A 24,691-nucleotide genomic window follows, 5' to 3' on the forward strand; every position below is an offset into this window, starting at 1 on the left:
CTTTTCTTTTCCATTATTGCAGAAAATCAACGTCAGCGAGCAGGATGTTTAGGCTTGCAAAAGAAAATTATATAAATCTAATCCACAAACCTTATGATGTCGAAAGTCGAACTTAATCCGAAGTGATGTGTTATGGTGGAGTTTCAAGAAGACCTTTCTGTGGTTCTAGGTGGAGCTGCAGGGCAGGGCATCCAGACCGTCGAGGAGATTCTGACCAGAACACTGAAGTTCTCAGGCTACAACGTCTATGCAAACAAGGAGTACATGTCGCGCGTTCGTGGGGGCATAAACACCACGGAGATACGGGTTTCATCCAAGAGAGTAAGAGCTTTCGTGAAGAAGATAAACATTCTGATTCCCTTCAAGCGCGGTGTTCTCCCGTGGGTCAAGGAGAGGATATCGGAGAGTACAGTCGTCATCGGCGAGAAGGAAAACGTCGAGGAGGAGTTTCTCGAGAAGATTCACTTCATCGAGGTTCCCCTCACCAAGATGGCGCTCGATGTTGGCAGTCAGCTCTACATCAACACCATAGCGGCGGGCATTGTCGTTGGCATCTTCCGCGGCGAATTCTCGGCGGTTGAGGAATATCTGAAGGAACGCTTCGGGAGCAAGGGCGAGAACGTTGTTCAGAAGAACATCGAGGCGGTAAAGAAGGGCTACGAGCTCGGCCTCAAGCTCCTCGAGGAGGGCGCCGTAAAGGTAGAGGTCCAGAGGAACGAAAATGCCAGGAACGAGATACTCCTCAGCGGGGCCGAGGCTGTGGCTCTGGGTGCCCTCGCCGGGGGTATGAACTTCCTCAGCTTCTATCCGATGAGCCCCTCAACAGGGGTGGCAGTTTTCGCAGCACAGCATGCGGAGGACTTCGGGATAGTGGTGGAGCAGGCCGAGGACGAGATTTCCGCAATCAACATGGCCTTAGGAGCCTGGTACGCCGGAGCGAGGACTATGGTGACTACCTCCGGCGGCGGCTTTACTATGATGACGGAGGCTCTTAGCTTGGCCGGGATGGCTGAGAATCCAATAGTCATACACCTCGCCCAGAGGCCTGGACCTGCGACCGGCTTGCCCACGAGAACCATACAGGGCGACCTAAATCTCGTTCTCCACGCCGGCCACGGGGACTTCCCGAGGATTATCCTCGCTCCGGGCAACATAGAGGAGGCCTTCTACCTAAGCGCCGAGGCATTCAACCTGACGGACAGGTACCAGGTACCCGTAATAATACTCACCGACCAGTACCTCATGGATACCTACTACAACCTCCCTGAGTTCGAGCTGGATAAGGTCAAGGTCGAAAAATACATAGTCGAAGCGAAGCCCGGCTATAGGAGGTATGAGCTCACCGAGGACGGAATATCGCCGAGGGCGATCCCAGGTTATGGTGAGGATGTGGTTGTAGCCAACGGAAACGAGCACGACGAATGGGGCGACATAACAGAGGATGCAGAACTTACAGTCAGAATGCAGGAGAAGAGGGCAATCAGAAAACTCGAAACCATCAGGAAGAATGCACCGCTGCCAAGACTCATCGGAAGGGAGGATGCCAAGTACATCATCGTCACTTGGGGCTCAACGCTCCACATTGTTGAGGAGGCCATAGAGAAGCCCGGTAGGGACGATGTAGCGCTGCTCCACTTCAGCTGGCTCTACCCACTCAACCCGGAGACAAAGAAGTTTTTCGAAGGCAAGACCATCATAGCCGTCGAGCTCAACGTTACGGGCCAGTTCGCGGAGCTTCTAAAGAAGGAGCTTGGCGTTGAGGTTCATCACAGGGTTCTCAAGTACGATGGGAGGCCCTTCTCGGTTGAAAAAGTCCTCGATGGCCTCAGGGGGGTGGTAGAATGAACCCCAACGTTGAAAAGGTCGACAAGAGCCGCTTCGAACCGAAGAGGCCAGGGAGCCAGGACATAGCCTGGTGCCCCGGGTGCGGCAACTTCGGAATCAGGAACATACTCACAACGGCCCTGGCGGAGCTCGGCCTTAGCCCCAACGAGGTGGCAATAATCAGCGGTATTGGTCAGGCCGCAAAGATGCCCCACTACATAAAAGTCAACGGCTACCACACGCTCCACGGCAGGGCCATTCCAATAGCAACTGGCGTGAAGGTGGCGAATCCAGAGCTGACCGTCATAGCAGAGGGTGGAGACGGCGACATGTACGCCGAAGGCGGCAACCATCTCCTTCACGCGATAAGGAGGAACCCAGACATAACTGTTCTCATTCACGACAACCAGATATACGGCCTCACGAAGGGCCAGGCTTCTCCCACAACGATGAAGGGAATGAAGACGCCCACTCAGCCGTGGGGCGTCTTTGAAGAGCCGTTCAACATCATTGCCCTTGCCATAGCCCTCGATGCTTCCTTTGTTGCAAGAACCTTCATGGGGTATTTCAGTGAGAGCGTCGAGATAATAAAGAAGGCGATAGAACATAAAGGTTTGGCTATAGTCGATATCTTCCATCCCTGTATCAGCTTCAACAAGGTGAACACCTACACCTGGTACAGGGAGCACACCTACTGGATGGACGACCATGACCCATACGACAGGGAAGCGGCCTTTAAACGCGCGATTGAAACCGATCCACTCCCGCTCGGCGTGTTTTACATCAACGAAAAGCCCACGTTTGAAGAGTTCGTCCCTGCCTACAAGAGGGACAAAACGCCGCTGTGGAAGAGGGAGCCGAAGGTTGAGGAGATAAGAAAGATTCTAGATATTAAAAGGAGGCTCTGAAATGGTAAAAGTTGGTGATGTTGCACCGGATTTTGTTTTGAAAGACCAGAACGGGGAGGAGTTCAGGCTTAGTGACTTCAGGGGGAGGAAGGTTCTTCTGTCTTTCCATCCTCTAGCATGGACTAGCATCTGCGAAAGGCAAATGAAGGCTCTAGAGGAACATTACGATAAGCTTGAGGAGCTCAACGTTGTTCCTGTGGGAATAAGCGTTGATTCAGTCCCCACAAAAAAGGCATGGGCAGAGCACATGGGCCTTAAAAAGCTCAGAATCCTTGCGGACTTCTGGCCCCATGGGGAAGTTGCCCGGAAGTACGGCCTCTTCAGGGAGAAGGATGGAATCTCGGAAAGGGCGAACGTGATAATAGACGAAAACGGCAGGATCGCTTTTGTGAAGGTCTATCCTCTCGGAGAGCTTCCGGACTTAAACGAGGTACTGGCAGTCCTGAAGGGATGAATTAATAACCCTGGAAAGAGAACTTAAGGGGTGGTGATAGCAATGCCAAAGGTCTGGACTGAAAGAATACTGGATGACCCCGAGCTTTATCTCATAAGGATTGATGACGACAGGATCAAGTACTTCGAGGCCACTTGGGACATCCCGGAGGGCATAACCTACAACGCCTACCTCATGAAGCTCAAAGATACCGTTGTTCTCTTTGACATAACCAAGAAAGAGTATACAGAGGAATTCATGGAGGCCCTCAAGGGCATCGTTGACCCCAAAGAGATAACGCACATCATCATCCATCACACCGAGCCGGACCACAGCGGGGCCCTTCCGGCAGTCCTTGAGGCCAATGGATACAGGGCCCAGCTCATAGGCACGAGCTTTGCGAAGCGCTTCCTTGAGGGGTTCTACGGAGAAAAGGTCGTCGAGAACTTCTACGCAATCAAGGACGGCGAGGATATGAACATCGGCGGAAAAACCTTCCGCTTCATAACCGTCCCGTGGCTCCACTGGCCGGACACGATGATAACCTATGTCGTTGAGGATAAGCTCATCTTCAGCTGCGACGCCGGCGGAGGCTACTCTATTCCCCCAGTCATTGACGACAGCGACGAAAAGGTTATCGAGGAATATCTCCCCCATGTCACCAAGTACATAGTCACCGTCATAGGCCACTACCACAAGTACATAGTCCAGAACATAAAGAAGCTCAAGGAGCTCGGCATAGTGCAGGAGGCCAGGATGATACTCCCAGGACACGGACTGATATGGCGCAAGAATCCCATGAGGATATTTGAGCACTACGAGGCTGTCGGTGCTGGGAAGGTAAAGAAAGGCAAGGTTCTCATCATCTACGACTCGATGTACGGCTTCGTCGAGAGAAGGATGGAGATTGTTTTGGACGAGCTCAGGAAGCACGGCCTCAACCCGGTAGTCTACAAGTTTACGGACAAAGAGGCGCCGGCAGTTAGCGATATACTCGGCAATGTCCCAGACAGCGAGGCGCTCATAATAGGAGCATCCACATATGAGGCCGAGATACACCCACGCATACGCTACGCTCTCTACGAGATACTCGACAAGGCCAACTATGAGAAGCCCGTTTTAATAGTCGGCGCCTTCGGCTGGGCGGGCGTTGCTGGAAAGAAGATAGAGACCCTTATAACGAGGAGCAAGTTCGACCACGTGGACACGGTTGAATCGCGCGGATGGCCAACTCCAGAGGAGGAGGAAAGGCTTAGAAAAGGCGTCAGAAAGCTTGTCAGGTGGATTTCCTGACCTTTTTATTATTTAGTCCCATTGCGTAGGTTTAAATACTTCAAACACAAATGTTACACACAGGTGATGTTAATGGATGAGATTCTTGACAAACTTGTTAAGTTCCCGCTGAGGGAGATAATTGGCTACGCTATAGCCTCAGAAGATGACGCCAAAGCTTTTTATGAACACCTCGCCTCCAGAACAGGAGGGCTGCTCAGAGAATTCTTCCAGACCCTTGCTAAAGCCGAAGACTCCCACAAGGAGACCCTCCTAAGACTGCACGAAACGCTCTTTGGGGATACTGATTACACCGTTCCCGAAGGGATACCCTTTGCCGAAACCTCGATCAGAGTCGACACTGTCGCCAACCTCGTAGAGGCGATGAGAGTTGCCCTGCTCAGCGAAAAAACCGCAGAAAGGATATACACCCACCTGGAAAAACGCCTTCCGGAGCACAGGATCATATTCGGATTCTTAGCGGCGCAGGAGAGATCCCACTACGCGTCCATAAAGTCCCACGTCGAATATCTCGAGGACGTCACGGAGAGTAAGCCAGAATACATCAACGTTCCCATCGAACACCTTAACACCCAGCTCGAACTTTACCTAGCGCCCCACACGCGGTCGTGAGGTGGCAGCGTGAGGGTTGTAATAGTCGGCGATGGGCCTGAGAAGTTGAGCTTGCCAAGAGACTCTCTGGGGACTTTGGAGTAACAATAGTGGACAAAGAAGAGCTCCCCTACTACTCAAAGCCAATGCTGAGCACTACATAGCAGGATTCGTGGATGAAAATGCCATTTTCCGTATTCAACCGAATGGTACGAGCGGAAGGGGATAGACCTCAGATTAGGCGTTGAAGCCAAGATCATAGACATAGCGAGGAATGTTCTCGTGACGAGCAAGGGGAATATTTCCTATGATGTCCTCGTTCTTGCGACTGGCGCAAGGGCAAGAAAGCCTTCATACCCGGGAGGGAGCACATCTGACCCTAAGAACCTTTGACGACGCCAAGATGCTAAAGGAAAGGTTTGAAGAAGAGGGAGAGATCACGGTCCTTGGAGGCGGCTTCATAGGGCTTGAGCTAGCCGGGAAGGTGATAAGGCAGGCTATTCTGTCAAGCTCATCCACAGGAGCAAGAATCTTCTCAGACTGGACGAAGAGCTGAGCGAAAAGCTCCAGGAAAAGCTGGAGAAGGTTGGAGTTGGGTTTCACCTCGAGGCCAACCTCCTGAAGGCAGATAAGAACGGTGTGGAGACCGATAAGGGGTACCTTCCGGGAGGCTTAAGGTCTGCGCCTTCGGGATAGTTCCCAACAAGGAACTAGCTTTGAGGAGCGGAATCCACGCCGGGCGTGGAATATTTATAGATGCAGGGTTAAGAACTTCTGCGAAGGACATCTACGCAATAGGTAACTGCGCCGAGTACAGCGGGACGATATGCAGGACTGCCAAAACCGCTGTAAAGCATGCAAATATCCTCGCAAACCTGCTCAGAGAGCAGGATGACCACTACGACCTCTCATTCTGCTCGGCGCTCTTTAAGTTCGCCGACTTAAACGTTGCATTGATTGGAAGAACAGGGGAGAAGCAGACGGCTTGATGAAAAAACGAAAGTTTTCTACAAAGATGAAAAGCCCGCGGAGGCGGTTGTGCTCGAAGACATGAGGAGAGCCATGGAGGTCAAGAAAGCAATCAGAAAAGGACTGCTTATTGACTGACGTGATAAAGCATACAACCTCAAGGTTTAGAAAATCGTTATATATCCCATCACACAACTATTAATGCAGAACCTCTGCTGGTGATAGCATGGTTGTGAAAAGGAAAATGACTCGAAAGTTCCTGGAGGAGGCCTTCGCCGGCGAAAGCATGGCCCACATGAAGTACCTTATCTTCGCAGAGCAGGCGGAGAAGGAGGGTTATCCTAACATAGCCAAGCTCTTCAGGGCAATAGCCTATGCCGAGTTTGTCCATGCCAAGAACCACTTCATAGCCCTCGGAAAACTGGGCAAGACCTCCGAGAACCTGCAGGAGGGTATAAATGGGGAGACCTACGAGGTTGAGGAGATGTACCCTGTCTTTAAGAACGCGGCCGAGTTCCAGGGCGAAAGGGATGCCATCAGAACAACTCACTACGCCCTCGAGGCAGAAAAGATACATGCTGATTTCTACGCAAAGGCAAAAGAGAGGGCCGAGAAAGGAGAGGACTTCGAGATAAACAAAGTCTACATCTGTCCCGTTTGCGGCTACACCGTCGTCGATGAAATCCCCGAGAAGTGCCCGGTGTGCGGTGTTCCTGGGGATAAGTTTGTGATCTTCGAGTGATTTCTTTGTTTTTCTTAATGGACAAGTTTGAAACGCAAACCTTATAAGGCTTGGCTAATAACATTAGAGTGAGGTAATGGGAATGGCAAAGTGGAAATGTATAGTTTGTGGATACATCTATGATGAGGACGAAGGCGACCCAGACAATGGAATAGCTCCAGGAACCAAGTTTGAAGACCTTCCCGAAGACTGGGTCTGCCCGCTCTGCGGAGCTGGAAAAGACATGTTTGAAAAGATAGAGTGAGGTGGTGGATATGTTGAGCAAAACCATAGCTTCTGGAGACTGGAAGGGAGAAAAGCACGTGCCCGTTATAGAGTACGAGAAGGACGGCGACCTCGTCAAGGTTGAGGTCAGTGTCGGCAAAGAAATTCCGCACCCGAACACTCCCGAGCACCACATCGCCTGGATCGAGCTTTACTTCCACCCCGAGGATGGCAACTTCCCGATTCTCGTCGGCAGGGTTGCCTTCACCAACCACAGCGACCCGCTCACCGAGCCGAAGGCTATATTCTTCCTCAGGACCCAGAAGAAGGGCAAGCTCTACGCTTTAAGCTACTGCAATATCCATGGCCTCTGGGAAAACGAGGTCGCGCTTGAGTGAAAGCTCAGGCTCCAACCCCCTCTTCTTTTTAATCGTAGGGATGGCTTCAGAGAAAACCCTCATCTTGGTGTCTTGTTGATAGTGCTCTTTTTGTGGACAAAGTATCAGCTGGATGATACGGTAGCACTCCCTCAATATCGGCAGAGTATTCTACTATGGGCAGAACTGGTCAGGAAGGCTTTTAACACGACATGAGGAATGACTATCGGTGAGAAAAATGAAGGTCTACATGTCCAACCGCAAATGGCCAGAACACTATAAGGGTGTCCTCAATGAGCTCAGAAAGATAACTGACCCAGTTACTGGAGGGGACATCCTTGACTCGGGAGTAATAACTGGCCTAGAGGTCGAGGATGATACCCTTAAAATCTGGCTCAACTTCGAGAGCCACGCCGAGTACAACATGACGGGAGCAAGTGCTATAGCCTACTCCAAGATAATCGGTGACATCATCGAACGCTTTGCCCTCGTCAAGTTTGACAACGTCTACGTTTACGACCTCAGGAACAACCCCGTCGGTGTTTTTGAGAACAATAAAGGCTATACGATCAAAGATTTGAGCTCGGAGAAGGTCTGAGCTATGTGGCTCTTTGATCTCCTAAAGTCCGGGAAAAGACCAAAATCAGGGCCGCGTAAGGACCTGCCCCAAGAGGTTTAGAAAGTGGTTGAGATTCTGAAAAAAGTTCAGGACCCAGAAACCGGAGTTAACATCGTGGAAGTGGGACTGGTTTATGGCCTGACGGTTGAAGGAGACAGGATTGATGTTTTCCTCCTCATGGCTCGCTCCACCCCAGAATGCCGTTTTTGCCGAATGCTGGCGATAAACGTGCAGAGGAAGGTTCTCAGGGGCATCGTTACGGTTTTGAAAGAGGAAGGTTTTAATAAAATAAGAGTCTACAATGAACTTGGACTGTTGCTTGTGGAGGGGATGATTCATGATTCCACCTGAACTTGATGAAGGGCTCCCCCTTGAAAGGATTAGGGATTTCTCCCTTGAAGAACTCCTTGGAATGGCCATAAAGGCCGAGATAGGTGCAAGGGAATTCTACACAAGTCTTGCCGAAAGGATGGAGATACAGGCTTTGAAGGAGAAAATTGAATGGCTCGCGGAAGAGGAAGGGAAGCATGAGAAACTCCTGAGAAGGATTTACGCCAACATGTTCCCTGGAAAAGATGTCATCTTCCCGGAGGAGCACATAGGACCAGAGCTCCAGCCAGTCGCGAGAAAGCTTCACAGCGTTGAGGATATAATAGACCTTATCCGTTGGGCCATGAAGGCTGAGGAGATAGCAGCCAACTTCTACGCCGAACTCGAGAACATAATGGAAACAGAAGACAAGAGGAGGCTCATGCGCTATCTTAGTGACATGGAGAAGGGACACTACTACACGCTCAAGGCAGAGTACGAGCTCTTGCTTGACTGGGCAATGTACAGCCAGATGATGAACATCGGACCGTAAGCCCCTCTACCATTTTTTCTCATGGTGCTGTTCCTCAAAGAGAGAAAAGGTTCAAAGCTCTACTTTTATGCCAGTTTCCTCCTCAACCTCCTCAAAACCTTCCTTCATGTACTTGGCAAGCTCACCATCAACCTCGAAAAGCGCCGCCAGGAATTCCCCGAAGTGCTCCTTTTCCTCGTTGGCAACATCGTAGAAGATGTGCTTTATCCTCTCATCATCTATATGCTCGGCCAGCTGTTCATAGAAGCTTATGGCGTCGAGCTCAGCCTCGATCGCCCAGCGCAAAGCCTGAGCGATTTCCCTCGTTGAGAGCTTCCTATCCTTTGGAAGCTCAAACGGGTATTTCGCCAGCATGGTATCACCACGGTATATTAACGTCCGGAGGTTTATAATCCTTTACCCCAAATGGAAAAAGTCAAGCTTGTAAACCTCTGCTTACTAATCAACCTCAAGACTGAAATCCTGATAGTCCATCCAGATGCCGGTCTTCATGATGGAGTCATACTGGGCCTTTAAAAGTTCATAGTGGGCCTTTTCCACTTTAGCCAGCTCGAGAAAAATCTTCTTCACAGCTTCATCTTTTGCCTCCTTGGCAGCTTTTTCGTAGAACTCCCACGTTAGCTTTTCCTGCTCCATGCCGATTTTTACGGCATCAACTTCACTTAAATCACCATCATGTTTTGGGCTCAGCTTTTCTAGGATTCCCTTGTCAATTGTCGGAAGTTCACATTTCTCCACAACATTCTCAACGAACTTCCTCTCAAAGACGTCCCAATGCTCCGCTTCCTCACCCGCTAAAAATAGAAACATCTTCTTTGCCCTTTCATCTCTGGCTCTCTTTGCCATTTCTATATAAAATTTTAGCTCTGCCTTCTCAACCTCTAGTGCCAAAGCAAGTGCTTCAAGCTCGTTCATATTATCACCAAAATTTTATTTGGGGCTTTAAAGATATAATTCTTTTTGGGGATAAAAAATGGAAATCGTTAAGATGGGAAATCCACTATCACTTAAAAATGAACTGCTTAGCTTTGTTTTCAGAGTGTACCGAGACACCAATGGGGCTTATCCAGCCCTTGAATGGCTTGAGAACAAGCCGAGTATTGACGATTTCGAAGGCTTCAAAAAAGTCTACGAGCCATTCCTCGAGTTTCGGCTGGGAGAAGAGTTCGACGAGCTCTACGTCGGAATGAAAGATGGGAAGGTAATTGGAACGGTTGCCCTCGTCTACAACCTGGAGGACAAGGACGTCTGGTGGGTACCAGAAGAGCTGAAAAATGAAAAAACGGGCCTCATAGAGTTCTTCATGGTCGACCCTGTATACAAAGGAAAAGGCTACGGTTCGAGGCTGCTGGAATTTGCAATAAACCGCCTGGGAGAGCTTGGAAAAGACGCCTATGTGATAACCCTCCCCAACCTAGAAGCTTACTCTTACTACCTCAGGAAGGGCTTCGAAAAGGTGATGGACTACAAGGAGTTCGTGGTGCTGAAATATAAAGGTCAGAGAAGGAAGCTGTAAACTGCCAGTAGGATTTGGAGGGTTAATAAAAGCACCGCAATCATGGCCAAACGCTTGTGCCGATTCCTTGTAATTTTTCTTGCCAAAAAGCCCTGCCGCTTAAGGCCGTAAGGAGGAGGTAGATGTAAACGAAGAGTCCGAGCGCTCCGTGTGAAGAGAGGACTCTGGTTGTGTAGAGCATGTAGCCGATGCCGATGGTTAGCAGGATAACGGCAGTGTAGATGAAGGTATGGTGCATCTTTAGGTTGAGGTTTTTTTGCGTAGAGTATTCCAATGAGAGCGCTCAGCAGTGTTGAAATCTGGATTATGGCATGTATCTGGAATGGCTCCATTGGAATCACCATCTTGGGGGTATAGTCATTATCAGCTTTAATCCAGCGTGAGTTCACCATTTCCCCTGGCTATGTTGTGCTTTTGGGCAAAGCTGTCGCTGTCCGCCATCGCAGAAACAAAGTTTATCTTCTGCCTGGCTTGAAGGCCTTGTCATACTGATCGCCCGTATCAAGATTTCTCTTGAACTCTATAACGGTGTAGCCATTCTCCTCTTTTCCAGCGAAGGCCAGAATATCGTTCGTTCCGCCCGGCTCTTCATCAGAAGGGTGAGGCCCATAGGTTCCCGTCGAGTACGTGTCCATGACCACGATCTGACCATCCTGCACCCAGCCGAAGATCATGTCAGCATCTTTCATTGCAACGCTGGGCTCAAACCCTATTGCCACCCAACCCGTCGTATGCCCCTTGATGGCCACGTAGAGGTACCCCCATCGTTCCTCCAGTGTACAACAAACTTGCCATCAGCAAGTGAGAGCTTATGGGAGTATTCGTTTTCCCCGATGACGCCGTCTGCTTTCCACTCGCTTAGAGTTGTCGCCGTAGAAACTCAGGAAGATGTTGTTGAAGTACTCTTACCGCATATGCATCCGCTCAGAAAAGCAACAAAAACAAAAATCAAACCCAACAAAGTTCTCTTCATTAGGTTCACCTAAAATAATCAGTCTTTCTACATATATAAAACTTTTTCCCGGTATCACAGTTATACACAATTTGTGCCCAAATACAGGACATTGCCAAAAATACGCCCACATATTTGGTACATAGTGTTACATAAAAAGGATAATTCTTTTTAATAAAATCCAGTCTTGTCTACTTTTGCTTTGCAGTCCCTGTTGAGATAGGGCATTTTTTAATAAGATCAAAAAGCTGGGAATTTAGGTAAAGTATAGTATCTACAGTGTCCTGGGCTTATGCTATATGGAGTGACGTGAACGGGGCTCAGAAGTTGAAGTTGACGTCCTTCATGAGCTGATCGTAGAACTCCCCCTTATAGATCTCAGGATAGCGCATTATGTAGTCGTACTGCTTCCTCAGCATATTGTAGTGGTTTCTCTCCATGTCGGCGAGCATCTCAAGGAGAAGTTTGGTCTTTTCGGTGGCTGCATAGCCAGCCAGTTCCTTGTAGAGCTTCTCGCTGACGAGTTCAGCCTGCATGGAAATATCATAAATCTCGTCGATGTTTACGTCGGGTTTGCTTATAGCTTCAGCCATCTTCTCGGCTACGACCTTGAACTCCCCCATTATGTCTATCTCTATCTTCTTGGGCTCAACGTTTTCGCCCGTGAGCTTTTCGGCCATCTTCTCTATTATTTCCCTGTGTTTGTCTTCTTCCTTGGCCAAGAAGAGGAGTTCGTCCCCTATTATGTCGCTCTTGACGAGAGAAGCAAGCTTCTCATAGGCCTCCTTGGCTCTAATCTCAGAGTTTATGGAAATCTCAAAAACTTCCTTATCTGTTATCTCCACGCAAATCACCGTATATATCTCGCTTTTAAGTCTATTAACATTTTCGGAAGACTCATAGGCGGCCATTTTTGGATATATATCTGCCAAGTTCTTCGCGCAGTTTTATATATTAAGACAAGATTCTCACGCATTGCTGACATCTTGACAGAAAATCATTGGATACGCTTAAATACTGCAACAAACACTCCCCAATCTCAGACTGGGGGGATTAACATGAAAGACAGAAAAGTGCTCAAAAACTCAAAAACTATATCCACCAAGTTGAGCTACTGTAACATATCCGCTTTTCTGGTGAGCTACTGCCATCATCATTGACTGTTCTGGAACATTTAACCAGGTTATGATCTATTTAGCAGGGGATGTTCTCATTCAAAAGTTCTCGGAGGGGTTATTATGAAGAAGGATTTGCTTTCCGAATCAGAGAGGTTAGCCTATGTTACAAAATATTTAAGGAGAACATTTGAGCTCTGGGGTTATAGAGAGATACTTTTGCCAGCTATAGAAGAATTCAGCGAGCAGCTAAGGAAGGGAACCAAGTTCGCTTACAACAATGGATTTTATATAATAAAGCCAGATTTAACATCCCAGATACTGGCAAATCTCAAAGAGCCAAGGAAGCTTAAGCTCTATTACATCAGCGAAGTACTAAACGGGGGGATTAAAGGAAAATGGCAGGCTGGAGTTGAGTTTATTGGCGGAAAAGACATCAAAATGCAGGTCGAGGTTCTTTTAGCTGTTATAACATCCCTTGAGGCGCTTGGCATTGAAGACTTTTACATTGACGTTGGCAGCTTAAAAGTCTGGGAGGGAGCAATTGAAGGAATTGAAGAATTTAGGGCAGAGATCTTCAGAGCCTTGACGAGAAGAAACTTCGAAATCATCGAGAGATTACCTATAAGTGGGGAAAAGAAAGAAGAGCTCTGGCAACTCTTTAATTTCAGAGGAAAGAGCTGTAAATACAAAAAGCTTAACAAGATTATCGAGGCTGTTGACGATGAGAGAGTCTTCATTGACTTTGGAACAATACGGCCTCTGCCCTACTACAGTGACATAATCTTTGAGGTCTATTCTCCAAAGATTGGAAAACCGCTCGGAGGCGGCGGAGAGTATACATTTAAAGGAGTCAGTGCTTTTGGATTCGCCTTTGACTTAGATGCACTCTCAAAGCTCTTTGACGGGAAGATAGAGAAGAGCAGAAAGAGAATCGGAGGAGAGCTGAAAGAAGCATACAGGCTCGCAAAGGAACTTGTTAAGCTCGGCATTCCAGTGGAGGTGGAATAATGAGATTTGTTCTACCAAAAGGGCGATTATTCAAGGGTTCGCTTGAAATTCTAAGAAAAGCTGGGATTGAGCTTAAGCCACCGGAGAATAGGGAATTGATGGTACAAAATGGTAAATATGAGCTTCTTCTTGCGAGGGCTTTTGATGTGCCTGTTTACGTAGAGTATGGCATAGATGTCGGCATAGCTGGAAGTGATGTCGTTGAGGAAAGGGAAAGTGACGTCCTTGTTCCTCTTGAATTGCCCTTTGGGAAGTGTCGCTTAAGCTTAGCGATGCCTAAAGAAAATGCAGTTAGTGTTGAAGAGATGGACGGGTTTAGGATAGCCACCAAATACCCAAACCTTGCGAGGAAGTTTTTCGAGAGGAATGAAGTTGACGTTGAAGTGATAAAGCTCCACGGGAGCATCGAGCTCGCTCCAAAAATCGGGATTGCTGACGCGATAGTTGACATAGTCGAGACTGGAAACACGTTGAGGGCTAACGGCTTAGTTGAGGTGGAGAAGATTATGGATGTTTCGGCTTTACTTTTGGTGAACAGAATCTCCCAGAAGACGAAGTTTAAGGAGATTAACGAGCTTGTTTTAAAAATTAAGGAGGTTGTCAAAGATGGACCTGGAAAGCTATGTGGCTGAAATTTTAAGGGATATAAGGAGAAGGGGCATTGAAGCTGTAAAGGAATACTCGAGGAAGTTTGACGGCTACGAGGGCGAATTCCTGGTAAGTGAGGAGGAGTTCGAAGAAGCAGAGGGGCAGATTCCAGAGAAGGATAAGGAGATTATCAAACGTACAATAGAGAGAATCCGCTTTTACCACGAGAAGCAACTCGAAAATGACAAGCTCTACATAAAAAACGCATCAATTTATGGAATAATCTACAAGCCGATTAGGAGAATCGGCATCTACGTTCCGGGAGGCAAACCCCTGCCTTCGACACTCATGATGGTTGGAGTTCCAGCGAAGATAGCGGGCGTTAAGGAGATAGCGGTTACAACACCGCCTAAAAACGGCAAAGTTAATCCCTACGTCCTCTACGTTGCAAGGCTCCTCGGTATCAAAGAGGTCTACAAGCTCGGTGGAATTCAAGCGATTGGAGCGATGGCATATGGCATTGGCATGAAGAAAGTTGATAAAATCTTCGGTCCGGGCAATAAGTTCGTGAACGAAGCAAAGAGGCAGGTTTTCGGTGCTGTGGGAATCGACAGCTTAGCTGGGCCATCGGAGATAGCGGTCATAGCGGATGAGACAGCGGATAAAAAGTACGTTCTGTACGATTTGCTTTCCCAATTAGAGCACGGGAAAGACAGCAAGGCTTGGCTTTTAACGACTTCCAATGAATTAGCGGAGTACTGCAGGAGGGATGGGATTGAGGTTGTCTTGTGTGAAAGCTTGGAAGAATGTGCCGAAAAAGCCAACGAGATAGCTCCAGAACACCTGGAGATAATCACCGAGAACCCAATGGGACTGGTTGGCCTCATAGACAACGCGGGAGCGATATACCTCGGGGAATACACACCGGTGCCAGCAGCTGACTACTTTCTTGGCGTTAACCACGTTCTGCCCACGGGAGGGGCGGCAAAGTTTAGCTCAGTTTTAACCGTAATGGACTTCATGAAGAGGATTAGCTTGGCCTACGTGAGCAGGGAGGAATTCCTGAGTGAGCGCTATCTCGGAATTAGATTGGCTGAAATTGAAGGACTTGAAATGCACAAAAGGAGCATGGAGGTTAGAAAATGAGGCGCAAAACGAAAGAAACTGACATAATTGTAGAGATTGGCGTTGAGGGAGGCATAGAGACGGGGGACAGAGTGTTCGACCACCTCCTCACCGCTTTATTCTTTTACATGCGTGAGAAAGCCAACGTTAAAGCCAGCTATGATTTGAGGCACCACCTGTGGGAGGACTTGGGCATTACTTTGGGTGAAGAGCTCAGGGATAAAATTAGGGGCAAAAAGATAGCGCGCTTTGGAAGTGCAATAATGCCGATGGACGATGCACTGGTTCTGGTCGCTGTGGACATATCGAGGCCCTACCTCAACCTTGAGATTGATTTCAAGGAGAGCGAAGAGGGTTTTAAGGTTACTTTGGTTAGAGAGTTTCTCCGGGCGCTGGCGAGGACGCTGAATGCAACAATTCACGTGAAACAATTAGCTGGAGTGAATGCACACCACATAGTTGAAGCCACATTTAAGGGACTCGGTGTTGCTCTAAGGCAGGCTTTAAGCGAAGGTGAGCGTTTGGAGAGCACAAAGGGGGTGCTTTAATGATTGCCATAGTCGATTTAGGGATTGGTAACCTGGCCAACGTGAGAAAAGCTTTGGATGGAGTCATTACAAGCGACCCCCATGAAATAGAGAAAGCCGAGAAGATAGTTTTGCCAGGGGTTGGAAACTTTGGAGCTGTGATGGAGAAGCTTGAGCCTTTGAGGGGAGCCATCTTGGATGCCATAAACGATGGGAAGCCGTTCCTTGGCATATGCCTTGGGCTTCAACTACTCTTTGAGTGGAGCGAGGAGAGCGAAGGCAAAGGCTTAGGTGTATTCAAGGGCAACGTTGTGAGATTCAGGGGAGTTAGAACACCGCACATTGGCTGGAACCAGGTGTGGCGGAAAAAAGACTGTCCACTTTTTGAGGGAATAAGGGACGGGGCTTACTTCTACTTTGTCCACTCCTATTACGTAAATCCAGCGGATGAGAGCATAATTGCAGGAGTTACGGATTATCAATCGAAGGGAAACGAAGTGATCTTCACATCAGCAGTGTGCAAAGACAATATCTTTGGCGTTCAATTCCACCCGGAGAAGTCAGGTAAAGCCGGATTGAGGTTATTAGCAAACTTCGGGAGGTTGTGAGATGAGAATTTACCCAGCCATTGACTTAATGGATGGAAAAGCGGTTCGCCTCTACAAAGGAAGGAAAGATAAAGTGAAAGTTTATGGTGACCCGGTGGAGATAGCCAAGGGTTTCGCCGAATACGTTGACAAAATCCACATAGTGGACTTAGATGGAGCTTTTATCGGAAAGCCTCAAAATCTCGATGTTGTTAAGCAAATAATAGAGGAAACAGGGCTTAAAGTCCAGGTCGGAGGGGGCTTCCGCTCCTATGAGAGCATAGCAAAGGCTTATGAAATCGGCATCGAAAATGTCGTAATTGGCACGAAGGCCTTTGACTTGGAGTTTTTAGAAAAGATAACAGAAGATTTTGAAGGAATTACTGTCAGCTTGGATGCAAAAGGTGGAAGAATAGCAGTGAAGGGATGGCTTGAGGAGAGCTCAATAAGTGTTGGGGAAGCCTATGAAATGCTCAGAAAGTACGTTAAAAGGTTTATTTACACGGCAATCGAAAGGGATGGCACTTTGATGGGAATAGAAAGTATAGAGCGGTTTTGGAAGGATGAGGAGTTCATCTACGCTGGGGGAGTTTCGAGAGCGGATGATGTGCTAAAGCTCAGGGAGATTGGATTCTCGGGGGTAATAGTGGGAAAAGCCCTTTACGAGAGTAAAATCAGTCTGAAAGAGCTTCTGGAGGTTCTGGTATGTTAGCAAAGAGGATTATAGCCGCTCTTGACATAAAAGAAGGGAGAGTCGTCAAGGGAATAAAGTTTCAGAACATTAGAGATGCTGGCGACCCAATAGAATTAGCGAAGCGCTATGAGGAAGAAGGAATAGACGAGATCGTCTTCCTCGACATCACGGCATCGTTTGAGAAGAGGAAAATCCTGCTCGACCTCGTTAAACGGATAGCTGAAGAAATTTATGTCCCATTTACAGTTGGCGGAGGAATTAGGAGCGTTGAAGAGATAAGAGAGATAATCAAGAGCGGGGCCGATAAGGTTTTTCTCAATACTGCCGCAGTGAACAACCCTGAGCTCGTGAGGGAAGCAGCAAAGGTCGTCGGCTCTGCGAATTTGGTGATAGCAATTGATGCAAAGTGGAATGGAAAATATTGGGAGGTCTATACCCACGGGGGAAGGAAGGCGAGGGGGATTAACGCGGTAGAGTGGGCCAAAGAAGTTGAGAGGCTTGGTGCCGGTGAGATACTGCTCACGAGCATGGACACCGATGGGACCCAGAAGGGCTTTGATATTCCGCTGACTAAAGCGATTGTTGAAGCCGTTGATATTCCTGTTATTGCCTCCGGCGGTGCTGGAAGTCCGGAGCATTTCTACGAAGCTTTCAAGATTGGAACAGAGGCTGCTTTAGCAGCTTCAATCTTCCACTACGGGAAATACAGGGTCAGGGAGCTGAAGGAGTATTTGGCTGGGAGGGGCATACCCGTGAGGCTGGACTACTGAGGTGGTAGCATGGAGGAGCTGATTAGGAAGGTCAACTGGGAGAAGAGCAACGGAATTGTCCCCGTTGTTGTTCAGAGCACGGAAGGAGATGTTCTAACGCTGGCCTACATGAACAGGGAAGCATTGAAGAAAACGCTTGAAACGGGTTATGCTTACTACTACTCGCGCTCACAGGACAGAATTAGGATGAAGGGGGAAGTCAGTGGCAACGTCCAGCTCGTGAAGGAGATAAGGGTTGACTGCGACAACGATGCGTTGCTTTTAATCGTCGAGCCCAAAGGACCTGCCTGCCACACGGGGAACTATTCCTGCTTTTACCGGAAGCTTGGCGAACCTGAGAGGATAGCAGAGGAGATAGACTACTCGCTCACAATCCTAAGAGAGCTTGAAGAACTGATAAAGCAGAGAAAGGAAAAGCTTCTCGATGGATCTTACACCTCAAAACTCTTTGCTGAAGGGAAAGAGAAGATTTACAAGAAATTCGGGGAGGAAGCCATCGAGGTCCTCGTCGCAGAGGACAGGGAAAGGATAATCTACGAGACCGCTGATATGCTCTACCACCTCCTGGTTCTCTTAGCATACAACGACATAAGTTTGGGCGAGATTATGACCGAGCTGAGGAGGCGCAGGGAATGAGGATTAAGGAGTTTGTAAAGACCTTCCGGCCGTATAAGGTCCTGGAGGGAAATTACCGGATATGGCTCGATAAGAACGAAAATCCCTTTGATTTACCGCTGGAGATAAAGGAGGAGATTTTTGAAGAGCTAAAGCGGGTTCCCTTCAACAGATACCCTCACATCACCGCTGACCCGCTGAGGAAAAGGATAGCAGAGTTTTTAGGGATTGACAAAGAAAACATAATCGTTGGAAACGGGAGTGATGAACTGATAAGCCTAATTTTGAAGCTCTTTGATGGGGAGCACATAGTCATAAGCTCCCCCACCTTTGGGATGTACGGCTTCTTTGCAAAGTTCGAAGGAATCAATTTAATCGATGTCCCAATGGATGAGAACTTCAGACTTCAGAACGTCGAGGAGTATGCGGAAAACGCCAGGGCACTCTTTATCTGCTCCCCAAACAACCCCACGGGCAACACTCAAGATAGAGAAAAGATAATAAGCGTTCTTGAAACCGGTGCTCCTGTCGTCTTGGATGAAGCGTACGTAGAGTTTGCAAAGGGCAGCAACGTGGATCTAATCAGTGAGTACGACAATTTAATAGTCCTGAGGACGTTCTCAAAGGCCTTCGGGCTTGCAGGAGTCAGAGTTGGCTATGCAGTCGGGAGTGAAGAGACAATAGACCACCTCCATCGAATCAAACCGCCCTTTACTCTAGACTCCATCTCAATGAAGATAGCAGGGTTCATGCTCGACCACTACGATCTAGTCAAACGGAACATCGATTACATAATCAAGGAGCGTGAGCGAATTTATCGGAAGTTCAAGGACTACGCGTATCCGAGCGAGGCCAACTTCATCCTGATGAAGCTTAATGCTTACGAATTTTTACTCGAAAAGGGCATCGTGGTAAGAAAGCTCGGCGGAAGATTGACGGGGCACATAAGGGTTACCGTCGGCAAAAGGGAGGAGAACGACGAGCTGATTGCAGCGTTGAAGGAGTTCGTGGAGGGAATAAAATGAAGTGGCTGATATTTGACATTGATGGGGTTTTAATCGACGTAAGAGAGAGCTACGACATGGCAACCAAGCTCACCGTCGAGTACTTCCTCGGACTCTTCGGGGTTAAGAAGAGGATCAAGCTAGAGTGGATAAGGAAGCTTAGACGGAAGGGAGCGTTTGGCGACGACTTCAAGGTTAGCGAGGCCCTCATACTCTTCGCCATGGCCGGGAACGTGGAGGAACTCCTCGGAGAGTTCCCCGAGGGGGAGGGCATAGACTGGGTCCTCGAACGGTTTGGAGTGGGGCCCTTCAACGGGAGCATAGAAAGAGTCTTCAACACCTTCTACCTCGGCGAGCACTACCCAGGAAGGCTCTTCGACTTCGATGGCCTCTGGAAGAGAGAGAAGCCAATAGTAAGGGCGGAACTGCTCGAGATGGCCAAAAAGCGGTTCAAGCTCGGTGTTATAACTGGGAGAAGCGCCTTGGAGCTTGAGCTGGCGGAGAATCTCATAGGCTTCCACTTCGAGAAGGCTGTGACGAGGGAGCTCTACGTGAAGCCCAATCCAAGGGCAATATGGCACCTTACCAGGGGTGAAGGGGGAGTTTACATAGGGGACACCGTGAACGACGAACTGCTCGTGGAAAAATACAGAAAGGAATACAAAAGGGATTTTGACTTTGTCTTGGTTGGAAGAGATATTGAAAACGTTAATGAATTATTGGAGAGCTTATTGGGGTAATCAGCTTGCAGGTGACGGTTATAGGTGCCGGAACAATTGGTGGGGTGGTAGCAAAGGCTCTGGCCGAAGCTGGCCACTCGGTAATCGCAACACGGAGGAGCATCGAAAAGGCCATGTGGTTAGAGGAACACGGCGTCAGGGTCATCAGGAATAACGTCGAGGCCGCGGAAGGGGAGGAGGTAGTTTTTATCGCGGTCAAGCCAAACAAAGTGCCAGAGATCCTCGAGAAAATTGAGAAAGTCATGATGGGCAAGCTCGTGGTTTCACTGGCCGCAGGAATCCCCCTTAAAAGCCTCAAACGACTGGCACCGAAAGCCAAGTTCGTGAGGGCAATGCCCAATATAGCCATTTTAATCAAAGAGTCATTCACGGCATACACATCGGACGGGCTGAGTGAAGAAGATATAACAATCGTCGAGAATCTCTTCAGCTCATTTGGAAAGTGCCTTAAAGTTGATGAGGAGCACATGGATGCCATAAAATGGAAAGGACTGGTAGCTCTACAGCCAAGGGCAGCAGTTTTTATCTCCATTGAGTTTTCGGTTTGCTCTTAGACACACATAGAAGATAACGTGCCCGCGGTACCTAGTATGACTGAACTGTCACTCCACATAACCGACAGTTTCCTCCACGTTGGGGATGTACTCTTGCTTCTGCTCGCTATTATGAAGCCCATATCCTGGTAAAGTCCGGCGGCAAATTTTTAAAAGAAAGGATAAAGCGACCAATATGCTCTACCTGGAGATACTCGGAAACCTTCCAGAGATGGCCAGAGATGAAGTTAAAGCTATGCTCGAGATCTCGGGCGGTGAAATAGCGGGTCAGGATTATCTGTTCCTCAAGCTCGACGCCGATAAGAAAGCTTTCCCTTACCTAAACCGCCTTGGCCTGTCCCATGAGTATGGAGAACTCTTAATCGAGGCCAACTCCCTAGAGAAACTCCTGGAAAAAGCCAAAGAAATTGAGTGGCCGATAAGCGGAACCTTCAAGGTGGACACAGAGACCATGGCTAACTGCAAATACAATGTCATAGACCTCCCGAGGAAGCTGGGGGCTGTGATACACGGCAAAGGTTTCCGTGTGAACCTTTCGAAACCGGACACCCTTGTGAAGGTCTACTGCGGCGAAAAAATCTATGCCGGGATAAGATACCGCTTTTTTGACCCCAAAGACTTCGAAAGGAGAAAGGCCCACCACAGGCCGTTCTTCCGGCCGGTTTCACTCCACCCAAGGATTTCAAGGGCGCTGGTAAACCTGACGAAGGCAAGGGAGGAAATCCTCGACCCCTTCATGGGTGCCGGCGGGATTCTGATGGAGGCCGGCTTAATCGGCCTGAAGGTTTATGGTATTGACATAAAACCCGAGATGGTTGAAGGGACAAGGCTCAACCTCGAGCACTTTGGTGTTAAGGACTACGAACTCAGGCTCGGAGATGCCACGAAGCTTGAGGAAATGTTTCCAAGAAAGAAGTTTGAAGCCGTTGCCACGGACCCACCCTACGGAACCTCGGCGACTCTGGCCGGAAGAAAACGCAACGAGCTCTACAGGAAGGCTCTGAGAAGTATCTACAACGTCCTTGAAGACGGCGGTAGGCTGGCGATAGCCTTTCCAACGAGCTTCGATGGGGAAGCCGAGGCTGAGAAGGTCGGCTTTAAGCTGGTCGGCAAGTACTACCAGCGCGTGCATAAGAGTTTAGAAAGGTATTTCTACGTGTTTAAGAAGTAAGAGGCTATCGCCCCGAAATTATGCCCTATCATATTTTATGCCCCGTTTTTGGCTCTTTGAGGGTTTTACAGAGACTACATCCCCGGAAAAGGGCAGACAACCCCGTGGAATTCAGAAAGCATTACTTACAAAACATAACGAGAAGTTACATTATATGCCACATAGTGTAACCAATTTCCGGACGGAATGTCAATCAAGCCAGCTCGACGGCCGAAAAGTACCGATCCCCGATATAATTGAACGTTTTTGACAGTCTTGCCGCATTCGGGCAGACACTCCAAAATACGGGCCGCTTCGGGCTCTGGAACCCTCATGCACTGCAAAGTACATTGAGAATTTCGGCCCCAGAGAAAAGGCACTCTCCCCAGAAAAGGCTGGAAAAGCGGCAGATTCAAGGGCTTCCAGGGGCTCCACAGCAGAGCTTTCCAGAAACACTTAAATATCAGAGGTTACATAGCATTCTGTTAGGAAAACAGAGTGAAAAAGTGTCCTGTTTCAGTAGGACAGAATTGTGTGGAAACGTAGATACTCGTTGTCCTGTTGCTCTAAGAATTGTGCTTTGTTTCAGTAGGACAGAATTGTGTGGAAACGTAGCGAAGTTCACAACAATAGGTTCTTCTTGGAGTGGTTTCAGTAGGACAGAATTGTGTGGAAACTCTTTCTTAGTAGTGCCTCGAGCTCGTTGATGTCTCTGGTTTCAGTAGGACAGAATTGTGTGGAAACCGCAGTAACAATACCACTAAAACTACCCGCTGGAAAATGTTTCAGTAGGACAGAATTGTGTGGAAACCGTATTCCTTGGCGATATACTTGATGGTGAGGAGATGTTTCAGTAGGACAGAATTGTGTGGAAACTAAGGGGATGGCTGAGCTTCATATGGCAATGGTCCAGTTTCAGTAGGACAGAATTGTGTGGAAACCGCCTGTGGTGAGTGGTATAGATACTGGACTGAAGAAGGTTTCAGTAGGACAGAATTGTGTGGAAACCTGAACATTCTCATTCTGGTCCTGCGGTCGTACACTGGTTTCAGTAGGACAGAATTGTGTGGAAACCTTGAACTCTCTCTTCACCCGGCGAGGGTTGATGCCATATGTTTCAGTAGGACAGAATTGTGTGGAAACAAGCGACACGCATGGATAAAAACCTCCAGCTGTTTGTGTTTCAGTAGGACAGAATTGTGTGGAAACGTCAGATTGATATGGCATGGAACGCTTCTGTACAAGTGTTTCAGTAGGACAGAATTGTGTGGAAACTAGCTTTGGTTCTTAAGTAGTCGGTAATGAACTGCTGAGTTTCAGTAGGACAGAATTGTGTGGAAACCGAAACGTATATGAGAGATACAGGATACAGATTTATGAGTTTCAGTAGGACAGAATTGTGTGGAAACTTGTAGTTCACCTCCTGCACGCTCGCCCGCCAATGAAGTTTCAGTAGGACAGAATTGTGTGGAAACTCTTTTCACGGAGCTCGTGTATTACTTGTTCGAGTTCAGTTTCAGTAGGACAGAATTGTGTGGAAACCAGTATTATCTTGTCTGTGTATATCTCCATTTCAACTTGTTTCAGTAGGACAGAATTGTGTGGAGACGGTATTTTATCAACAACAACTACGACGTCCGCTTCGGGTTTCAGTAGGACAGAATTGTGTGGAGACGTATCTCGTCGATTTTGCGTATCGCTTTAATCATTTTGGTTTCAGTAGGACAGAATTGTGTGGAAACTTTATTCCGCACATATTTACCACACCTCCCCATACTTTGTTTCAGTAGGACAGAATTGTGTGGAAACTGAACTCTACCGTGCCCTCGTAGAAAGTTACTGAGAAAGTTTCAGTAGGACAGAATTGTGTGGAAACTGTACTGTCAAGTTTACAAATACTTTCCTCTCATGCATCGCGTTTCAGTAGGACAGAATTGTGTGGAAACTGTTATCGAGGATCTTCTCGATTTTGTCTTCGGTGAATTCTTCTAAGTTTCAGTAGGACAGAATTGTGTGGAAACTTGGGGCCTGATAGTGTTATTTTGATTCCTTGTCCTTGTTTCAGTAGGACAGAATTGTGTGGAAACTTTTCACTGTTTCGTTGTCTTCGTGCCACACTTCAAAGTTTCAGTAGGACAGAATTGTGTGGAAACTTCTCGAAGAACGAACCCCTCCACACCTTGACCCTAAGTTTCAGTAGGACAGAATTGTGTGGAAACAGCTCATCTGCATAAATATAGCTTTCGTCGGGCTCTTGTTTCAGTAGGACAGAATTGTGTGGAAACCTTTACTTGTGCTTCGTATCTACTCTTCTCATATGCTGTGTTTCAGTAGGACAGAATTGTGTGGAAACTATGCCAGGTCTTCGTAGTAGTCGCTGAATGATTCCTCTCCGAATACCTGTTTCAGTAGGACAGAATTGTGTGGAAACAGGTTTAGGTCCTCAATTAAGGTTTCAGGAAATTTGCCAGTTTCAGTAGGACAGAATTGTGTGGAAACTCGCCACGTTGTCCTTATTCCTTCTTAGCTTCGCATGTGTTTCAGTAGGACAGAATTGTGTGGAAACAAATACAGGGGTTTCATCATAAAGCAGTCGTGAGAACCGTTTCAGTAGGACAGAATTGTGTGGAAACATTCTAATAATCATCGCCCATCACATCCAATACTTCGTGTTTCAGTAGGACAGAATTGTGTGGAAACCTCTCATATGCTGTAACTAACTCCTTAAGCTCGTTCACGTTTCAGTAGGACAGAATTGTGTGGAAACCTATCTCAACATCAAGCGCGTAACCGTCGTACCTGTCGTGTTTCAGTAGGACAGAAGATTGTGTGGAAACTGGATAATGAAGCAATATGGATGGTCTGATTGGGTTGTGTTTCAGTAGGACAGAATTGTGTGGAAACTGCAGGTCTTCGACATA

General features: G+C 47.9%; 33 protein-coding genes and 1 CRISPR repeat array. Of the genes, 28 read left to right on the forward strand and 5 right to left on the reverse strand.

What is annotated here, in order from left to right:
- Positions 1-132 precede the first annotated feature (132 nt).
- The 15 genes from A7C91_RS10485 (at position 133) to A7C91_RS10540 (ending at position 8,822) form a co-directional block, all read left to right on the forward strand.
- On the forward strand, positions 133-1,845 hold the full coding sequence (locus A7C91_RS10485) for a 2-oxoacid:acceptor oxidoreductase subunit alpha (protein ID WP_068667287.1): 1,713 nt from the start codon (positions 133-135) through the stop codon (positions 1,843-1,845).
- Positions 1,842-2,732: a thiamine pyrophosphate-dependent enzyme gene (locus A7C91_RS10490; RefSeq protein WP_068667289.1), complete on the forward strand. Its 891-nt coding sequence runs from the start codon at positions 1,842-1,844 to the stop codon at positions 2,730-2,732. Before A7C91_RS10485 ends, A7C91_RS10490 begins: the two co-directional genes overlap by 4 nt.
- A 1-nt stretch (position 2,733) precedes the next feature.
- Positions 2,734-3,186, forward strand: a complete 453-nt coding sequence (locus A7C91_RS10495) for a peroxiredoxin (protein ID WP_068667292.1) — start codon at positions 2,734-2,736, stop codon at positions 3,184-3,186.
- Positions 3,187-3,228: 42 nt separating this feature from the next.
- Positions 3,229-4,458, forward strand: coding sequence for an FprA family A-type flavoprotein (locus tag A7C91_RS10500; protein WP_068667295.1), 1,230 nt, complete (start codon positions 3,229-3,231; stop codon positions 4,456-4,458).
- A 66-nt stretch (positions 4,459-4,524) separates the two neighbouring features.
- Entirely contained in the window at positions 4,525-5,070 is a 546-nt protein-coding gene (locus A7C91_RS10505) for a ferritin-like domain-containing protein (protein ID WP_234394508.1), read from the forward strand.
- A 382-nt stretch (positions 5,071-5,452) separates the two neighbouring features.
- The gene (locus A7C91_RS12425) at positions 5,453-5,605 is read left to right on the forward strand and encodes a hypothetical protein (RefSeq protein ID WP_324609486.1); all 153 of its coding nucleotides are present in this window, start codon (positions 5,453-5,455) and stop codon (positions 5,603-5,605) included.
- Positions 5,590-5,745 (forward strand): Rossmann-fold NAD(P)-binding domain-containing protein, encoded by a 156-nt coding sequence (locus tag A7C91_RS12430; protein WP_324609541.1) that lies wholly within the window; start codon positions 5,590-5,592, stop codon positions 5,743-5,745. Before A7C91_RS12425 ends, A7C91_RS12430 begins: the two co-directional genes overlap by 16 nt.
- Before the next feature lie 20 nt (positions 5,746-5,765).
- Positions 5,766-6,038, forward strand: a complete 273-nt coding sequence (locus A7C91_RS12435) for an NAD(P)/FAD-dependent oxidoreductase (protein WP_324609487.1) — start codon at positions 5,766-5,768, stop codon at positions 6,036-6,038.
- Positions 6,007-6,156 carry a hypothetical protein gene (locus tag A7C91_RS12560; RefSeq protein ID WP_394326654.1) on the forward strand — a complete coding sequence of 50 codons (150 nt, stop codon included), beginning with the start codon at positions 6,007-6,009 and terminating at the stop codon, positions 6,154-6,156. Before A7C91_RS12435 ends, A7C91_RS12560 begins: the two co-directional genes overlap by 32 nt.
- 88 nt (positions 6,157-6,244) lie before the next feature.
- Positions 6,245-6,760 carry a rubrerythrin family protein gene (locus A7C91_RS10515; RefSeq protein WP_068667299.1) on the forward strand — a complete coding sequence of 172 codons (516 nt, stop codon included), beginning with the start codon at positions 6,245-6,247 and terminating at the stop codon, positions 6,758-6,760.
- 82 nt (positions 6,761-6,842) lie between these two features.
- Entirely contained in the window at positions 6,843-7,004 is a 162-nt protein-coding gene (gene rd, locus A7C91_RS10520) for a rubredoxin (RefSeq protein ID WP_068667475.1), read from the forward strand.
- Between the two features lie 10 nt (positions 7,005-7,014).
- Complete coding sequence (locus A7C91_RS10525) at positions 7,015-7,362, forward strand: class II SORL domain-containing protein (RefSeq protein WP_068667301.1); 348 nt, start codon at positions 7,015-7,017, stop codon at positions 7,360-7,362.
- 217 nt (positions 7,363-7,579) lie between these two features.
- A complete protein-coding gene (locus A7C91_RS10530; RefSeq protein WP_068667303.1) occupies positions 7,580-7,939 on the forward strand; it encodes an iron-sulfur cluster assembly protein in 360 nt (119 codons plus the stop codon).
- A gap of 84 nt (positions 7,940-8,023) precedes the next feature.
- The gene (locus A7C91_RS10885; RefSeq protein ID WP_324609488.1) at positions 8,024-8,311 is read left to right on the forward strand and encodes an iron-sulfur cluster assembly protein; all 288 of its coding nucleotides are present in this window, start codon (positions 8,024-8,026) and stop codon (positions 8,309-8,311) included.
- Entirely contained in the window at positions 8,298-8,822 is a 525-nt protein-coding gene (locus A7C91_RS10540; protein WP_068667307.1) for a ferritin family protein, read from the forward strand. The genes A7C91_RS10885 and A7C91_RS10540 overlap by 14 nt, the downstream gene beginning before the upstream one ends.
- Positions 8,823-8,873: 51 nt before the next feature.
- On the opposite strand, the gene A7C91_RS10545 is transcribed toward A7C91_RS10540, so the two are convergent.
- Both A7C91_RS10545 and A7C91_RS10550 read right to left on the reverse strand, forming a co-directional pair.
- A complete protein-coding gene (locus A7C91_RS10545) occupies positions 8,874-9,176 on the reverse strand; it encodes a ferritin family protein (RefSeq protein WP_068667309.1) in 303 nt (100 codons plus the stop codon).
- Positions 9,177-9,260: 84 nt separating this feature from the next.
- On the reverse strand, positions 9,261-9,737 hold the full coding sequence (locus A7C91_RS10550) for a ferritin family protein (RefSeq protein WP_068667311.1): 477 nt from the start codon (positions 9,735-9,737) through the stop codon (positions 9,261-9,263).
- A gap of 58 nt (positions 9,738-9,795) precedes the next feature.
- On the opposite strand from A7C91_RS10550, the gene A7C91_RS10555 reads away from it, so the two are divergent.
- Complete coding sequence (locus tag A7C91_RS10555; RefSeq protein ID WP_068667313.1) at positions 9,796-10,338, forward strand: GNAT family N-acetyltransferase; 543 nt, start codon at positions 9,796-9,798, stop codon at positions 10,336-10,338.
- A 40-nt stretch (positions 10,339-10,378) separates the two neighbouring features.
- On the opposite strand, the gene A7C91_RS12050 is transcribed toward A7C91_RS10555, so the two are convergent.
- The 3 genes from A7C91_RS12050 to A7C91_RS10570 all read right to left on the reverse strand — a co-directional run bounded on the left by A7C91_RS12050 (position 10,379) and on the right by A7C91_RS10570 (position 12,135).
- On the reverse strand, positions 10,379-10,576 hold the full coding sequence (locus tag A7C91_RS12050; protein ID WP_234394393.1) for a hypothetical protein: 198 nt from the start codon (positions 10,574-10,576) through the stop codon (positions 10,379-10,381).
- 217 nt (positions 10,577-10,793) lie between these two features.
- Positions 10,794-11,057 (reverse strand): DOMON domain-containing protein, encoded by a 264-nt coding sequence (locus A7C91_RS12055; protein ID WP_234394394.1) that lies wholly within the window; start codon positions 11,055-11,057, stop codon positions 10,794-10,796.
- 553 nt (positions 11,058-11,610) lie between these two features.
- On the reverse strand, positions 11,611-12,135 hold the full coding sequence (locus tag A7C91_RS10570; RefSeq protein ID WP_068667317.1) for a ferritin-like domain-containing protein: 525 nt from the start codon (positions 12,133-12,135) through the stop codon (positions 11,611-11,613).
- A gap of 393 nt (positions 12,136-12,528) precedes the next feature.
- On the opposite strand from A7C91_RS10570, the gene A7C91_RS10575 reads away from it, so the two are divergent.
- The 12 genes from A7C91_RS10575 (at position 12,529) to A7C91_RS10630 (ending at position 21,791) form a co-directional block, all read left to right on the forward strand.
- Positions 12,529-13,416: an ATP phosphoribosyltransferase regulatory subunit gene (locus tag A7C91_RS10575; protein WP_068667319.1), complete on the forward strand. Its 888-nt coding sequence runs from the start codon at positions 12,529-12,531 to the stop codon at positions 13,414-13,416.
- The gene (gene hisG, locus A7C91_RS10580) at positions 13,416-14,048 is read left to right on the forward strand and encodes an ATP phosphoribosyltransferase (protein ID WP_068667322.1); all 633 of its coding nucleotides are present in this window, start codon (positions 13,416-13,418) and stop codon (positions 14,046-14,048) included. Before A7C91_RS10575 ends, hisG begins: the two co-directional genes overlap by 1 nt.
- Positions 14,023-15,150: a histidinol dehydrogenase gene (hisD, locus tag A7C91_RS10585; protein ID WP_068667324.1), complete on the forward strand. Its 1,128-nt coding sequence runs from the start codon at positions 14,023-14,025 to the stop codon at positions 15,148-15,150. The genes hisG and hisD overlap by 26 nt, the downstream gene beginning before the upstream one ends.
- Positions 15,147-15,677 (forward strand): imidazoleglycerol-phosphate dehydratase HisB, encoded by a 531-nt coding sequence (gene hisB / locus A7C91_RS10590; protein ID WP_068667326.1) that lies wholly within the window; start codon positions 15,147-15,149, stop codon positions 15,675-15,677. The genes hisD and hisB overlap by 4 nt, the downstream gene beginning before the upstream one ends.
- The gene (gene hisH, locus A7C91_RS10595) at positions 15,677-16,264 is read left to right on the forward strand and encodes an imidazole glycerol phosphate synthase subunit HisH (RefSeq protein ID WP_068667328.1); all 588 of its coding nucleotides are present in this window, start codon (positions 15,677-15,679) and stop codon (positions 16,262-16,264) included. Before hisB ends, hisH begins: the two co-directional genes overlap by 1 nt.
- Position 16,265: 1 nt before the next feature.
- Entirely contained in the window at positions 16,266-16,955 is a 690-nt protein-coding gene (gene hisA / locus A7C91_RS10600; protein ID WP_068667330.1) for a 1-(5-phosphoribosyl)-5-((5-phosphoribosylamino)methylideneamino)imidazole-4-carboxamide isomerase, read from the forward strand.
- Positions 16,949-17,707 carry an imidazole glycerol phosphate synthase subunit HisF gene (hisF, locus tag A7C91_RS10605; RefSeq protein WP_068667332.1) on the forward strand — a complete coding sequence of 253 codons (759 nt, stop codon included), beginning with the start codon at positions 16,949-16,951 and terminating at the stop codon, positions 17,705-17,707. The genes hisA and hisF overlap by 7 nt, the downstream gene beginning before the upstream one ends.
- Positions 17,708-17,716: 9 nt before the next feature.
- Positions 17,717-18,343, forward strand: a complete 627-nt coding sequence (gene hisIE, locus A7C91_RS10610) for a bifunctional phosphoribosyl-AMP cyclohydrolase/phosphoribosyl-ATP diphosphatase HisIE (protein WP_068667334.1) — start codon at positions 17,717-17,719, stop codon at positions 18,341-18,343.
- Positions 18,340-19,347, forward strand: coding sequence for a histidinol-phosphate transaminase (hisC, locus tag A7C91_RS10615; protein WP_068667336.1), 1,008 nt, complete (start codon positions 18,340-18,342; stop codon positions 19,345-19,347). Before hisIE ends, hisC begins: the two co-directional genes overlap by 4 nt.
- Positions 19,344-20,066: an HAD family hydrolase gene (locus A7C91_RS10620; RefSeq protein WP_068667338.1), complete on the forward strand. Its 723-nt coding sequence runs from the start codon at positions 19,344-19,346 to the stop codon at positions 20,064-20,066. Before hisC ends, A7C91_RS10620 begins: the two co-directional genes overlap by 4 nt.
- A gap of 11 nt (positions 20,067-20,077) precedes the next feature.
- Complete coding sequence (locus A7C91_RS10625) at positions 20,078-20,620, forward strand: pyrroline-5-carboxylate reductase family protein (protein WP_324609542.1); 543 nt, start codon at positions 20,078-20,080, stop codon at positions 20,618-20,620.
- Positions 20,621-20,795: 175 nt separating this feature from the next.
- On the forward strand, positions 20,796-21,791 hold the full coding sequence (locus tag A7C91_RS10630; RefSeq protein WP_068667339.1) for a TIGR01177 family methyltransferase: 996 nt from the start codon (positions 20,796-20,798) through the stop codon (positions 21,789-21,791).
- Between the two features lie 492 nt (positions 21,792-22,283).
- Positions 22,284-24,537: direct repeats of the CRISPR family, unit length 29 nt; unit sequence GTTTCAGTAGGACAGAATTGTGTGGAAAC.
- Positions 24,538-24,691 lie beyond the last annotated feature (154 nt).

This window comes from Thermococcus piezophilus (assembly GCF_001647085.1).
GTDB lineage: Archaea > Methanobacteriota_B > Thermococci > Thermococcales > Thermococcaceae > Thermococcus > Thermococcus piezophilus.